Genomic DNA, 13611 nt, shown 5'->3' with positions numbered 1-13611 from the left:
CACTTAAAGAAATCAAGTAAGTGAAATGGAGTGAGCAAGATGCAGGGAATAAACGAATTGAAAGAGATGCTTCTGGAAGAATTGGAGCTGATTGCGAGAACTTCAACAAATTTAATCGGTAAAATATCACCGAACCACTTGGATTACCGCCCAAAAGAAAACATGAGATCTTTGCATGAACTGGTGCTGCACCTCGTTTCCGTGCCTTCTACTGATCTTCTGATCCTGCAGGAGAAAAGCGAAGAAGAGGTTCGGGAACTCGAAGCGGAGGTTGCCGCCGATAACGAGCCAGAACAATGGATCGTGAGGATGAAAAATGGGCTGCATGATGTAAGGAGCTACATGGAACAGCTGCCGGATGAAGTATTTCTTCAAAAGGAAACGAAGCCGTTTTATTTAGATTATGGGACGGTGCAGGCCAAATGGCTGATTGAAATCGTCACTCATGCTCAGCATCACCGGGCGCAGCTCTTTAATTATTTGAAGGAACTGGGCTATGACGTAAACATGTTTGATCTATACTGATCGAACATTAGGAGAGGGCGATCACTTATGAAGAAAAAGAAAACAAATAAGAAAAGATTATTTTTTGATGGACCGGACACAAGGCTTTCCTATTTGGACTTTGGCGGGGAAGGAGCGACACTTCTCGCATTGCATGGACACATGAATGAAGGGCGCTTTGCCGAAGGATTAGCCGAACATATTCAGGAAGCCTGTCATATGTTTGCGCTTGATCAGAGGGGACACGGTGAATCTGGCCGTCCTTCAAGCTATGAAAATGACCGGTATGTTGAAGACGCGATTGCTCTGCTGGATCATCTCAACATTGAAAAAGCGATTATTCTCGGCCATTCCCTGGGAGGAGCTGTAGCCTATCGACTTGCAGCCCGCTTTCCCGATCGCGTTTTGGCTCTCATCATTGAAGATGTAGGAGCAGTGATTCATTCTGATTTGAGCTTCGCTTTGGATTGGCCATACAGAGCACCTACAAAGGAAGCGTTAATCGAAGGAATCGGCCGTCTTGGACCTGCACATGCCTACTCGATGCGGCAGTACGAAGATGGGTGGGGGCTTCCATTCAATGTAGGGGACATCCTCCGCTCACAACGTGAACTGAACGGGGACTATTGGAAAGAATGGACCGCCTCAACCGTTCCGGCCTTATTGATCTATGGGACAACAAGCAGAGTGCTCTCATCTGAGCATGCTCAGGAAATGGTGTCAAAAAGACCGAACACAGAGCTTGTTAGTATTGAAGCTGGACATGCGGTCCATTTTGACAATCCTGAATGTTATCGAGAAGAGATTGTTAACTTTATGAGTAACCTCGGATTTATCAAAGAATGGCAGATTTAGTTTTTTAGGTACAGCTCTCACTGGGTTGTACCGAATTTTTGTTGTACACTAACAGTAATCCTCTAGTTGAAAGGAAAGTATCTATGACGTTTACTGACCGCGCACTTCTTATTATAAAACAAATACCTGAAGGAAAAGTCATGACTTATGGACAGATCGCCCGCCTCGCTGGAAGTCCCCGCGGTGCAAGACAGGTTGTGAGAATTCTTCATTCGATGGGTAAAAAGCATCACCTTCCTTGGCATCGGGTCATCAATGCAAAGGGAGAGATCGGGTTTACAGACGAAGAAATGCACGCTGTCCAACGGTTTTCTCTCGAGAGTGAAGGGATATCTGTTTCATCAGATGGCAGGATCAATCTTCCATTGTACTTGCATCAGCCTGAAACAAGCAAAAGGATGTACACCCCATAAGCGGGGCGTACATCCTTTATTTTTTTGCTTATTTTGAAGTCCTCTTATTTTTATATTTTTCTAGTACGTGCCTCATGCCTTCTTCTAGAAGGTCGTTTGCAGGTCTGTCAAGCTTTGCTGCTAATGCTTTTAATTCCTTATACAATGACTGGCTCAAAGTCGTATTCACGTTCTTTCGGTCATCATTTTTTGGCCGGATGCTGCTCTGATACATCGTTTCCTCCTATTGGTTATTTATTGTATTTTTTCAATACTGATCCGTCCGGAGAAAAAAGTCGCACCGCCGCCCATATCGGCGACCCGGTCAGGCGTTAGAACGTTGACTAACTGTTTTGTACCAGGAAGGTCGGCCCAAAGCCCCTGTGTAACCACTACTCCGGACAGAACGTTTTCACCGATGGATGCCTGCAGCAAGCATTCTCCACGTTTGTTCCATATTCTTACCATTTCTCCGTTTTCAATGTTCAGTTCAGCTGCATCTCTCGAATTGATATGCAGCTGAGGTGTTTTTTCCAACTGGATATGTTTATCGTTATTACTGAACGTCGAGTTTAAGAAATTATGATTGGGTCCCGGTACGAATAAAAATGGATGATCACCGTCAGCAGGAAGCGGAACATACGTCGGCAGTGCTGGGTAGCCGTCTTCCTCCATCTTTTTGGAATACAGCTCGATTTTCCCGCTTGGTGTCGGGAGTTTTCCTGGAAACAATGGTGTGTTTTTTGCTTTGACAAACTGATTTTCTTTTAATGTCTGCAAATCAATGTCTTCAATATATGAATTGGCCGGGTAATGGAACGCCTGTTCAATCATTTCTTCATCAGAATCTTTAAACACATCATCCTGGAACCCCATCGCTTCGGCCAATAGGCGGAAAACATCGGGATTGGACTTGCTTTCCCCATATGGCTCGATTACAGGTTCTTGTATCTGAGTGTACTTGTGCCAGTAGGACGTATAAAAATCCGTGTTTTCAAACGATGAGGTAGCGGGAAGCACGATGTCCGCATAGGATGCTGTTTCGGTCAGGAACAGATCGTGAACGACAATGAACAGATCTTCCCGTTCCAGCCCTTTGCGTACTTTATTCCCTTCCGGAGCTACTACAGCTGGATTGCAATTGTATACAAACATCGATGAAATGGGGGGCTTTAAGTCAAGCAAAGCACTTCCGATCTGGTTCATGTTAATGACGCGTGTCTCTTTATTCTCAAGCAGATCTGGCCGTTGAACCGCTGCTGTATTGTGGGCAAGGTAGCCGGAGTTTCCTTTTATCGCGCCACCGCCTTTTACAAGCCATTGCCCTGTTATGGCTGGAAGGCATGCGATGGTACGGACAGCCATACCGCCGTTGTCATGATGCTGCAGACCGTTTCCGATGCGGATAAAAGAAGGTGAGACGGTACCGTATAATGCTGCAAGTTCCTTTAAATCGTCAACCGGAATTCCGGTAATCGCTGCTACGGTATGGGGATCATATTGTTTTACATGTTCCCGGAGTTCTTGATAGCCGATGGAGTATTCTTGCAAGAACTCCAGATCCGCCAGGCCTTCTTCAAAAAGAAGGTTCATCAAGCCGAGAGCAAGAGCACTGTCTGTTCCCGGAAGAATAGGAATAAACCAGTCTGCTAGAATACCTGTCCGGTTCTTATGGACATCAATAACGACGATTTTTGCTCCGTTTTTTCGTGCTTTTTGCGCCAGTGCGACTTGATGCATGTTGGTGCTGACTGCATTTATCCCCCAAAAGATGATTAATTTTGAATGGATGGTGTCTTCAGGATCGATTCCAAAGCTTCCTCCCATTGTGTATTTATAGCCAACGGATCCTGCCACTGAACAGATAGTCTGGTCCAGGCGGCTGGCACCGAGACGGTGAAAAAAACGCCTGTCCATGCCTTCAGCGCTCAATATCCCCATGTTTCCATAAAAACTGTAGGGAAGAATGCTCTCAGTACCCTCAGATGCTATAAGATTCTTCCATTTGGAGGCGATTGATTCTATTGCCTCGTCCCATGTAATTGGTTCAAATTGCCCCGACCCTTTATGGCCTGTCCGTTTTAAAGGAGTGGTCAGCCGCTTCGAATCATAGATTCGTTCCGGCATATTTCTTACCTTGTTGCAGATGTTCCCTTTTGTAACGGGATGATTTGGATCTCCCTGAACTTTCGTTATTTTCCCATCTGTTTTATGTAGAAGCAGACCGCATTGATCCGGACAATCCAGAGGACAGACTGAGGGGAAGATGCCATTCTGCTGTTTCTTGAAGGTGCTCATGGTTTACTCCTTTCATCCTCTTGTTAATCTAAGGATAAGATCAAATCAACAGATTATCAATGACTTCTTTCCAAAAGAAAGAGGGTTGGTAACTTTAACAGGATACCGAAGAAGCGGTTTTCATTGAAATGAAATAAATTTGTAAAGATTGTAATCTTTATCCTGCGGAGGAGCATATGATTTATTGTTTGGCAACAAACGTAAATTTAAAGTAAGGAAGGGAACAGATGAAGAAATTTTTAGCGCTCCTCCTAACGTTCAGCTTTGTGTTGTTTTTTGCTCAGCCTGCCGGTGCAGCTGGAGTAAGCCAATTCATTATCATCAACAAATCAAAGAATGAGCTGGCCTATTATGAAAACAGCAGGCTGAACAGTGTGTTCAAAGTGGCCACTGGCCGAGAAAAGTCTTTTACACCTGAAGGAAAGTTCAAAATTGTAAACAAAATCGTTAACCGGCCGTACTACTCTGGCCATATTCCTGGAGGAGATCCGAGGAACCCGCTTGGAAACCGCTGGCTGGGATTAAATGCCAGAGGGACATGGGGTACCACTTACGCTATTCACGGAAACAACAACCCGAATTCCATTGGCACCTATGCCAGTGCCGGCTGTATCCGCATGTACAACAACGAAGTACAGTGGCTTTTCAGCAAGGTGAAAGTGAATACACCTGTGGTGATAGCGAGTTCGAGCAAATCTTATGATTCCATAGCAGCGGCAAACGGTCTGAATCCATCCTCACTTCCTGCGAACTCCTCTGGGAACCTGAAGCTTGGGAGCAAAGGAACCGAAGTGAAAGAGCTGCAAAGAACACTTACCAATAAAGGTTACAGTACGAAAGGAATCGACGGCATCTTCGGGAAAAATACAGATTCGGCTGTACGCAAGTACCAAAAGGCAAACAAACTGAAAGTCGACGGAATTGTGGGACCGGCAACCAAAAAAAGGCTGGGTATGCTGTAATAGAGAAAAAGGAAAAGAGATTCTTAAACGGAATCTCTTTTTTTATTTTCCTTTCAGGCTAAAAAATGAGATAATTCTAAAATTAACAGATATGAGAGGTGACGGATATGCAGCAATGGATTAAAGAAGTAGGACGTGGAAAACGGGGTGCCAAAGACCTCGCGTATGAAGAGGCGCTTAAAGCTGCTGCGTGCATTGCTTCAGGGGAGGCAACGGATGCCCAAATCGCCGCATTTTTTATGGCCGAACGCATCAAGATGGAAACTCCGGATGAACTTCTCGCTTTTATTCATGAATTCCGAAACCATACCGAGCATTTGACGCAGCAGACCACTCGAAAGATACTCGACTGCGGTGGCCCTTATAATGGCAGAAACTCATTTGCCGCCACGATTCCTGTAAGTATCCTGTTATCACAGCAAGGATTGCCAGTGTTTTTGCATGCGGATGAATCGCTTCCTCCTAAACACGGAACTTCCTTAAAAACAATATTGGAGCACTTGAAGGTTCCAATCGCGCATAGCTTGGAAGAAATGGAATATTCTCTTGATCAGACAGAGATCGGGTTTGGGTGGACGGAAAAGCTTTGTCCACCGCTTGGTTCATTAAGAAGAATACGCAAAGAGATCGGCGTGCGGACAATCATGAACACGGTTGAGAAGCTGCTTGATATTTCGAGTGCCAAATACATTATCCTTGGTGTTTTTCATCGATCGGCAGTCAATAAGATCATACCCACTCTTCAGCGGCTAACCTATGAAAAAGCATTTATCGTGCAGGGGGTGGAAGGTTCAGAAGATCTTCCTGTACACAGAAGCAGCTTTATTTATGAAATAACCGAAAAGAAAAGTGAATCTATCATTATTAATCCGGAGGACTATGGATTAAAGCATACAAAAGAAGTAAACAAAGAGAGGCTGACACCTGCTGAGCAATGTTCATTGATACACAGAGTTCTAGCAGGCGATCCGTCAGAGGAGCTGGCTCCTTACCGTAATCAGGTGGTTCTAAATGCTGGGCTCCGCTTCTCTATTCTTGGGCATACCCCTTCCGTAGCGGAAGGAACAGCTCTTGCAGAACAGCTGCTGAATGACCGTAAAGGAGAGGAGCAGCTGCAGCGCTGGCAGCAGCAAACTCATTCCGCTTTTAGCCATAAGACTTAAGACGTATGTAAATTCAGGCTCAAGGCGCGTTACAAAAAGCTGTCAAATACAATACACTACTTGTATAGTTTATTTCTGCTGAAAAAGGAGATTAAGATAATTGGAACATAAAGGACTTCGAATTCTTATTCACGCCAGTACATGGTTTGCGCCTATACTCGTACCGCTGATCGTTTATCTTTTGATAACTGATCGGGAAGTGAAAAGCCTGGCGCTTCAAGCTGCGCTCTTCCATCTTGTAATTGGGGTGTTAATCGCTGTCTCGGCATTCTTCTCATGGGTACTCATCGGTTTGCCATTCTTGATTGTTTTTGGATTAATGGCTATCATCGCCCCTTTAGTGGGAATTTTCCGTGCATTAAATGACCGGCCTTACCAATATCCGATAGTTGGTTCTTGGGTGAAATAATATTTTCAGTAAAAAGCATTCTCCGATTCAGAGGAGGATGCTTTTTACTATGACCTTTGCAGTTAACCTATTTACCTAGTTCATTTCAATTGAAAAAAGTTGATTGGTATTTTGGAAGTATTTTCTATGGAATGTATTGTAAATGATATGTTTGTATAGTAATATGACTCCGATTTGGAGGATGTAAAAGGGAAGTACTAGGCCGATATGTGGAGAACAAAGTTTTTCCCTTTTTTTAAAGCCCTGATTTCCAAATCAAAATATAAGGGGAGGTTATGAAATGTCTAGTGCGTACAGGCTAATCGTTTCCGCTGCACTCTTGTTATTTTTGATCATTGGGATAATTACACCAGCAGAGGCACATTCAAGTCCTGAAGGAGGAGGTTATTGGCTTCAAAGCGATAAAGTAAAATTGAAAAAGGCAACAAATCTCATGAAGGAAGGAAAATCTATTGAAAGGTACAGCGAGAAAACGATTCAGGAAAAAACTAAAAAAGAGGTTCAGACGTTAGAAGATCTAAGAAACGAAGACAAGCAAAGCAACTCTGCATATGAATCGAAGATGGGGCCGCCAATGTTTACTGCGTTGGGCTGGGAGCCCCCGGCATTTGATTATGATCATATCAGTACTGTGGAAGAGTGCCGAAACAACCCAGCCAGCGGCTCAAAAACAGGTTATATAAAAAATCATTATTCTTTCTGTTGGTCCCATGTGGCTACTTACCAGATACCCAGGTCATGCCGCTTTGGATTTTGTACCTATGACGGTGTGCAGATTCAATTCACAGAAATCGGATACGGATCGAATCAAAGCAGGAAAATGAGAGTATATTACAGCATTGATGATATCCTTGTTACCAATCCTTCGTTAAACGGAGCAAAACTGAAAATTGATGTGGTTTGTCAGGCTAAAATCAATGCAGGTGACTGCAAACCGGATTCAAAGACTCCTGCCATAGAACGGACCATTGCACAGTGGAAAAACACAAACTTTGGTTTGAAAACATTCCTTTCGGATGCTCCTCCGGCCAGTGATTATAACCCTGATCAAATCGGATATATGGATTTCTGGCCCAAACTCACCATTAAGCATGCACCTAAGAAGTTTACTAAAACCATTGATGGAATTAAACAGAGAGTTCGTTTTGATTCAGCAAAATACATGTTTGCATTTCCCGACCAGCATTTTTGGCAGGGAGCCATATTTAGTAAAACCGATTCGGTATTAAATGTTCCCATCACCAAGGCAGAGTTCGCTCCACTAAAAGAAGCAGGTGAACACTGGAAGTTTGCGATGGATCATCCGGAGAAGACCAAACCTTATAAGCTGGGAAAAAAGATACCTGGAGCATTGGGAGACCGTCCGCTAACACGTATGTATACGAAAAGGCATCCAGAAGAATATGCACAAAACAGAGCTAAGACAAGATCTGTATGCAACAAGGAATTTAAGGGAGAAGACCGGACAGGAAAAGAGTGCGATGAATTTCCTTTTGCTTCAACTTGGGAAGGATCATCAACGAATGGCCAGGATTGGTTTTCGGTAAAACTCATCCCTAAGGAATCCAATAATGCAGCAGGAAGATGGCTGGCTGCCTGGTATGCCTATGACCGTATATTGGACAATGATCCGTTTTACGTACAAGTAAAGGCTCCTGTAAAAGTGGGGACCATTTCATCATATGGTACTCCCAAGCCAGGACAGGACCATAGATCCAGCGACAACTTCTCACTGAAAAACATTCCTTCCTATGCCAGCAAACTGAAATGGATCGTCACCTCAGGTCCCAAAAACGCTCAGTTCGATGTGATGCATGATGATAAACTGGGATTCGATGAGACTATTTTTAATGACCTGAAAGACGGAGCAATAACAAATATTAAAACTGTGAAAGACATCTATCTTGCAAATCCGGAAAAAACAAACGGAAAAGAATTCACAGTCGAAATATATGCCATTCCTTAAGAAAACAGTGAAGGCCTCTTATAGGAGGTCTTTTCTTTTTGAAAACAAAAGACCCATTCAAAGAATATTACATAGGATAGGGTAAAAAATGTAAGGAGGAGTTATGGATGCCTGCGACCGTCGGAGCCGTTAATATCAATACCGTTCGGGAAAGCGGCGTATTTACCATTGGTAATAGCCTGGTTCTTAATCCGAAAAGAAATGAGAAATTTTATGCGGGTTCTGGTTTTGGCAACACCGGAAGCACTGTTTCAACCCACACGGATTTCAGTTTCACTCATACTTACGATAGCGACTCGGAAGATAATTCAAATATTGATAATAATTAGCCCAAAGGGAGCGGGTGTTGTAAAATAAAAGAATAAAAATATTCTGACGGAAAGTGGGTGCCGGTATCGTTCTTCATTTAAAAATGACCATAAATGATGTATTAAACAGAAGTACCTTTTCCAAGGCGAAAGTCGCTGCCGGCAGTAAAGGGCTGAACCGCCTGGTGAAATGGGTTCATGTGATGGAGGTCGCTCAGATCGGAAATCTCCTCAACGGAAACGAGCTGATTCTTTCGACAGGTATGGCATGGAAAGACAATGAAAAAGCCTTTCTTTCCTTTGTGCTGGAACTTATTGAGCTAAATGTTTCTGGTTTATGCATCGAGCTTGGAACTCAACTGTCGGCTGTGCCGGCATCGGTTCTTGAAGCTGCTGAAAATCACGGATTTCCTATCATATTGTTTGAAGAAGAAGTCCGTTTCATTGATATTACCCAGGAGTTGCATACTTATCTCATCCAGCAGCATTATAAGATGATCACAGAGCTTGAGAGTTTTTCACAAGCGCTGAATCAGTTGCTGCTAAGCTCAAATCCACAGGAAAATATACTTAAACTTCTCCACCATTCCGTCAAGATGCAGGTGGTTTTTATACAAAGCCAGAAAAACGTGGCACTGTTCCCTGCCGTGGATTCTCCAGAGCAGGAAGAATGGCTGGATTTTATTGAAAAAAACAAGGAAAGCTCCTCGGTGGTAAGGCAGCCCATCCAGGCGCTTGACCATCAATTCGCAGAGCTGATTCTCTGTTCGAAAGACCAGCCGATTACTGATCTGCACGTCCTCCTGGCAGACCGGACGGCTACAGCCATTGCCAACCAGCTGCTCCGGGAGATGTATACCGCTGAAAAAAAGAAAGCGGAAGAAAACAGCTGGATGCAAGAGTGGCTGGAGGGACGCCACCGTGACGAGGAGATCGAAAAGCATCTCGTATATTTGGGAATGAAAGGCCGACATCAAGGGGCGTCTGTTTTTTGTGTTGAATTTGAAAACGGAGAGGCCGGTTTTTCTGAAACACAATATCCGTACATACAGATTGTTTTCCGGTCCATTTTCGAACCACTCGGTTTTTATATCCTTCCCTATGCAAAAAGCGACCATCTCATCTTTATCCTCATTAATCTTAGGGATGCTGCTTCATACAAAGAAAGGGTGCGCAAAGGAATCCATCTGGCAAGGGAAAATCAGAATCTTCCTTTGCTCTTTATGGCGGTCGGTAAATGGATAAGCAGGCTGAGTGCACTGGATAAAAGCTATGATACAGCTCAGAAGGCGTTAATTTTTCAAACCAAACTTGCAAAAGGAAAAATCAGTCCTCTTTATGACGATCTTCACATGTACCGTCTGATTTCCATGATTCCGGACAAACATGAACTGGTTGATTTTATTCAAGATTATCTTCGGCCAGTGATCCAATATGATGCAAAGAATAATACAAGACTTCTGACCACGCTGAAAGTATTTTTGATGTGCAATGGGTCTAAACAAGAGACGGCTGGCCATCTTTTTATTGTCAGGCAAACCTTGTACCACAGGATTAAGCAGCTGGAGGAATTGCTTGGCAAAGATTTTATGGAACCCGGAAAGCGCCAAGCCCTTGAATTCGCGGCGATGGCTCATGAATACATGGAACTGTAGAGGCTGAACCTATACCAGTCTCTTTTTATTTAACTTTATGTATACCAGTTAAGGGAAACCATTTTACATTATGTCTAATGAAAGTAGCGTATTATACGGATATAATAGAATTGGAAAGTTTAGAATATTTTAAAAATTATTGCGGGAGGTAATTTTATGACAGTGTTGACAAATAAAGCACAAACGCTTAAAAATTTCGTAAAAGGCCAGTGGGTGGATTCATCTGCCTCTGAATTTCTCGATGTGCCCAACCCGGCTACGGGTGAAGTTCTTGCGAGCGTGCCTATCTCGACGAAGGAAGAGGTAGGACAGGCAGTTCAGGCAGCGAAAGAAGCGTTTAAAACTTGGAAGAAGGTTCCCGTGCCAAAGCGTGCCCGAGTATTATTTAAATACCAGCAGCTGTTAACAGAAAACCACGAAAAGCTTGCACAGCTTGTCGTTATGGAAAATGGCAAAAGCTATAAAGAAGCCTATGGGGAAGTACTTCGCGGTATTGAATGTGTTGAGTTTGCCTGTGGAGCTCCATCCCTAATGATGGGTGAGTCCCTTGGCAGCATCGCTGAAGACATTGATTCAGAAATGTTTCGATATCCGCTTGGTGTTGTAGGAGGCATAACACCTTTTAACTTCCCGATGATGGTGCCATGCTGGATGTTTCCTCTGGCGATCGCATGCGGAAACACGTTTGTACTGAAGCCTTCTGAACGAACTCCAATTCTTGCTAACCGTCTTGCAGAGCTATTGGCAGAAGCGGGATTGCCCGAGGGAGTCTTCAATATTGTCCATGGTGCCCACGATGTCGTTAACGGACTGATTGAGCACGAAGATGTGAAAGCGGTTTCGTTCGTCGGCTCTCAGCCAGTGGCGAAGTACGTCTATGAAAAAGCAGCAGCTAAAGGAAAAAGAGTTCAGGCATTATCTGGGGCAAAGAATCATCATATCGTCTTGCCGGATGCTGATCTGGATAAAGCGGTCCAGAACGTCCTCAGTTCCTCGTTCGGAAGTGCTGGCCAGCGTTGTATGGCGTGCAGCGCAGTTGTATTAGTCGGCCATCAGGATACCTTTGTTCAAGCATTAAAGGATAAAGCGGATGAAATGAAAATGGGATATGGAATGGATGAGGATGTTCTGCTGACACCGATCATCCGTCAGAGCCACCGTGAAAAAGTATTGGGCTTGATCGAAAAAGGCAAGGAAGAAGGCGCTGTATTAGTGCGGGACGGAAGAGAAGATATGGGCAACCATGCTGACGGAACATTTCTTGGGGCAACGATTTTTGACCAGGTAACACCTGATATGACGATTGCTCGGGAAGAGCTGTTTGCTCCGGTTCTCAGTATTCTTAGGGCTTCCGATTTGGATGAAGCGCTGGAAATTGTCAACACATCAAGGTTTGGAAACTCAGCTACCCTCTATTCACAGGATGCAAAAGCTGTGCGCCAATTCCGTGAAGAAGCTGAGCCCGGTATGCTTGGCGTTAATGTTGGTGTGCCAGCTCCAATGGCATTCTTTCCGTTTTCCGGGGCAAAGGATTCGTTCTATGGAGATCTGCATGCGAACGGTAAGGACGGCCTAAACTTTTTTACAAAGAAAAAAATGATCACGTCCCGTTTTGTTTAATTTGAGAGGAGAGACTGTGATGCAAACCGAGCAAAGGGATCTTCTTCAGCAAAAAGATGAACAGTACATCTGGCATTCTATGAAACGGTATAACCCTTCTACCATGGTCGTGAAATCAGCAGACGGATCATGGATTACAGACAAAGAAGGCAAAAAATATCTGGATGGAATGGCAGGGTTGTGGTCAGTCAATGTGGGATACGGGAGAAAAGAGCTGGCCCAAGCCGCTTACAGCCAATTAAAAGAGCTGCCTTATTACCCCCTGACACAAAGCCACCAGCCAGCCATAGATTTAGGTGAAAAATTGAATCAATGGCTTGGCGGTGATTATGTAATTTTTTTCTCAAACAGCGGATCAGAAGCAAATGAGACAGCCTTTAAGATCGCAAGGCAGTACCATCAGCAGAAGGGTGAGCAAGGACGATATAAATTCATTGCCCGCTACCGAGGATATCATGGCAACTCCATGGGAGCTCTTGCGGCAACCGGCCAGGCGCAGCGGAAGTACAAATACGAACCGCTCGGACAGGGCTTTCTCCATGTTGCTCCCCCTGATAGTTACCGGTTCCCTGATTATCATAATGCCGAGTCCTACAGTGAAGAATGTGCTTCTGAGATTGACCGGGTGATGACATGGGAGCTTTCGGAATCCATTGCGGGTGTCATTATGGAACCGATCATTACAGGGGGCGGTGTCCTCATCCCGCATGATTCCTATATGAAAAAAGTAAAAGAAATCTGTGAAAAACACGGTGCCCTGCTCATCTCTGATGAGGTCATCAACGGTTTTGGACGGACGGGTAAGGCGTTCGGTTTCATGAATTACGGCGTGCAGCCTGATATTGTGACCATGGCAAAAGGGATAACAAGTTCTTACTTGCCGCTGTCTGCAACAGCTGTAAAACGTGAGATCTACGAGGCATTTAAAGGAGACGGAGAGTATGATCACTTCCGCCACGTCAATACGTTTGGAGGAAATCCGGCTTGCTGTGCAGTCGCCCTGAAAAACCTGGAGATCATGGAAAACGAAAATCTGATCGACCGCTCCAGAGAGAAGGGAGCAGAGCTATTAAAAGAGCTGTCTGAACTTGAAGAACATCCTTATGTTGGAAACGTCCGAGGGAAGGGACTGCTGTTCGGCATTGAGCTTGTTCAAGATAAAAGAACGAAAGTACCGCTGTCAGTAGAACAGGTTAACGGAGTCATCAGTGCATGCAAGGCGAAAGGACTGCTGATCGGCAAAAACGGAGACACGGTTGCGGGCTATAATAATGTGCTTACTCTTGCTCCCCCTCTGAATATTACGGATGAGGATGCAGCCTTTCTTGTAAAAACACTGAAAGAAGCCATCTTTACCCTTTAAATTTGGCTGTTTTCGTAACCTTTGTTGCCCTTGGGAGTGGTTGATTTCCGTTTCAGGCTGCTCCCTTTCCGCGGGGCGTGCGCTGAACCCCTCCGCGCAAGCGCCTGCGGGTTTCA

The 13611-nt window shown here is 44.5% G+C and carries 13 protein-coding genes; 11 read left to right on the top strand and 2 right to left on the bottom strand.

Going from position 1 to position 13611, the window contains the following annotated elements; translation table 11 throughout:
* Positions 1 to 39 precede the first annotated feature (39 nt).
* The 3 genes from LCY76_RS12560 to LCY76_RS12550 all read left to right on the top strand — a co-directional run bounded on the left by LCY76_RS12560 (position 40) and on the right by LCY76_RS12550 (position 1772).
* Positions 40 to 525 carry a DinB family protein gene (locus LCY76_RS12560; RefSeq protein ID WP_248252930.1) on the top strand — a complete coding sequence of 162 codons (486 nt, stop codon included), beginning with the start codon at positions 40 to 42 and terminating at the stop codon, positions 523 to 525.
* A gap of 27 nt (positions 526 to 552) precedes the next feature.
* Entirely contained in the window at positions 553 to 1359 is an 807-nt protein-coding gene (locus LCY76_RS12555; protein ID WP_248252929.1) for an alpha/beta fold hydrolase, read from the top strand.
* Between the two features lie 83 nt (positions 1360 to 1442).
* Complete coding sequence (locus tag LCY76_RS12550; protein WP_248252928.1) at positions 1443 to 1772, top strand: MGMT family protein; 330 nt, start codon at positions 1443 to 1445, stop codon at positions 1770 to 1772.
* A gap of 28 nt (positions 1773 to 1800) precedes the next feature.
* On the opposite strand, the gene LCY76_RS12545 is transcribed toward LCY76_RS12550, so the two are convergent.
* Positions 1801 to 1986 (bottom strand): ribbon-helix-helix domain-containing protein, encoded by a 186-nt coding sequence (locus LCY76_RS12545; protein ID WP_053358194.1) that lies wholly within the window; start codon positions 1984 to 1986, stop codon positions 1801 to 1803.
* Between the two features lie 20 nt (positions 1987 to 2006).
* The gene (locus LCY76_RS12540) at positions 2007 to 4049 is read right to left on the bottom strand and encodes a molybdopterin oxidoreductase family protein (RefSeq protein ID WP_248252927.1); all 2043 of its coding nucleotides are present in this window, start codon (positions 4047 to 4049) and stop codon (positions 2007 to 2009) included.
* A 227-nt stretch (positions 4050 to 4276) separates the two neighbouring features.
* Between LCY76_RS12540 and LCY76_RS12535 the strand changes: the two genes are divergently transcribed.
* The 8 genes from LCY76_RS12535 to LCY76_RS12500 all read left to right on the top strand — a co-directional run bounded on the left by LCY76_RS12535 (position 4277) and on the right by LCY76_RS12500 (position 13495).
* Complete coding sequence (locus LCY76_RS12535) at positions 4277 to 5011, top strand: L,D-transpeptidase family protein (protein ID WP_248252926.1); 735 nt, start codon at positions 4277 to 4279, stop codon at positions 5009 to 5011.
* A gap of 107 nt (positions 5012 to 5118) precedes the next feature.
* Complete coding sequence (locus LCY76_RS12530) at positions 5119 to 6174, top strand: anthranilate phosphoribosyltransferase (protein WP_248252925.1); 1056 nt, start codon at positions 5119 to 5121, stop codon at positions 6172 to 6174.
* A gap of 100 nt (positions 6175 to 6274) precedes the next feature.
* Positions 6275 to 6583, top strand: a complete 309-nt coding sequence (locus LCY76_RS12525; RefSeq protein ID WP_248252924.1) for a magnetosome magnetite crystal formation protein family — start codon at positions 6275 to 6277, stop codon at positions 6581 to 6583.
* 280 nt (positions 6584 to 6863) lie between these two features.
* A complete protein-coding gene (locus LCY76_RS12520; RefSeq protein ID WP_248252923.1) occupies positions 6864 to 8549 on the top strand; it encodes a NucA/NucB deoxyribonuclease domain-containing protein in 1686 nt (561 codons plus the stop codon).
* A 107-nt stretch (positions 8550 to 8656) separates the two neighbouring features.
* Positions 8657 to 8878 carry a spore germination protein gene (locus LCY76_RS12515; RefSeq protein ID WP_248252922.1) on the top strand — a complete coding sequence of 74 codons (222 nt, stop codon included), beginning with the start codon at positions 8657 to 8659 and terminating at the stop codon, positions 8876 to 8878.
* Between the two features lie 53 nt (positions 8879 to 8931).
* Positions 8932 to 10512 (top strand): PucR family transcriptional regulator, encoded by a 1581-nt coding sequence (locus tag LCY76_RS12510; protein ID WP_248252921.1) that lies wholly within the window; start codon positions 8932 to 8934, stop codon positions 10510 to 10512.
* Between the two features lie 156 nt (positions 10513 to 10668).
* Positions 10669 to 12132, top strand: coding sequence for a CoA-acylating methylmalonate-semialdehyde dehydrogenase (locus LCY76_RS12505; RefSeq protein WP_248252920.1), 1464 nt, complete (start codon positions 10669 to 10671; stop codon positions 12130 to 12132).
* Positions 12133 to 12148: 16 nt separating this feature from the next.
* Positions 12149 to 13495 (top strand): aspartate aminotransferase family protein, encoded by a 1347-nt coding sequence (locus tag LCY76_RS12500; RefSeq protein WP_336606257.1) that lies wholly within the window; start codon positions 12149 to 12151, stop codon positions 13493 to 13495.
* The last annotated feature ends 116 nt before the right edge of the window (positions 13496 to 13611 follow it).

Origin of the sequence: Fictibacillus marinisediminis (genome assembly GCF_023149135.1) — a bacterium.
Classification (GTDB): domain Bacteria; phylum Bacillota; class Bacilli; order Bacillales; family Fictibacillaceae; genus Fictibacillus_C; species Fictibacillus_C marinisediminis.
This window is presented reverse-complemented; position numbering and strand designations above follow the sequence as displayed.

Bases quoted from the DNA above. Each gene is read 5' to 3' on its own strand.
- LCY76_RS12505 (WP_248252920.1), top strand. From the start codon at position 10,669: ATGACAGTGTTGACAAATAAAGCACAAACGCTTAAAAATTTCGTAAAA.
- LCY76_RS12515 (WP_248252922.1), top strand. From the start codon at position 8,657: ATGCCTGCGACCGTCGGAGCCGTTAATATCAATACCGTTCGGGAAAGC.
- LCY76_RS12555 (WP_248252929.1), top strand. From the start codon at position 553: ATGAAGAAAAAGAAAACAAATAAGAAAAGATTATTTTTTGATGGACCG.
- LCY76_RS12535 (WP_248252926.1), top strand. From the start codon at position 4,277: ATGAAGAAATTTTTAGCGCTCCTCCTAACGTTCAGCTTTGTGTTGTTT.
- LCY76_RS12520 (WP_248252923.1), top strand. From the start codon at position 6,864: ATGTCTAGTGCGTACAGGCTAATCGTTTCCGCTGCACTCTTGTTATTT.
- LCY76_RS12545 (WP_053358194.1), bottom strand. From the start codon at position 1,986: ATGTATCAGAGCAGCATCCGGCCAAAAAATGATGACCGAAAGAACGTG.
- LCY76_RS12530 (WP_248252925.1), top strand. From the start codon at position 5,119: ATGCAGCAATGGATTAAAGAAGTAGGACGTGGAAAACGGGGTGCCAAA.
- LCY76_RS12550 (WP_248252928.1), top strand. From the start codon at position 1,443: ATGACGTTTACTGACCGCGCACTTCTTATTATAAAACAAATACCTGAA.
- LCY76_RS12540 (WP_248252927.1), bottom strand. From the start codon at position 4,049: ATGAGCACCTTCAAGAAACAGCAGAATGGCATCTTCCCCTCAGTCTGT.
- LCY76_RS12560 (WP_248252930.1), top strand. From the start codon at position 40: ATGCAGGGAATAAACGAATTGAAAGAGATGCTTCTGGAAGAATTGGAG.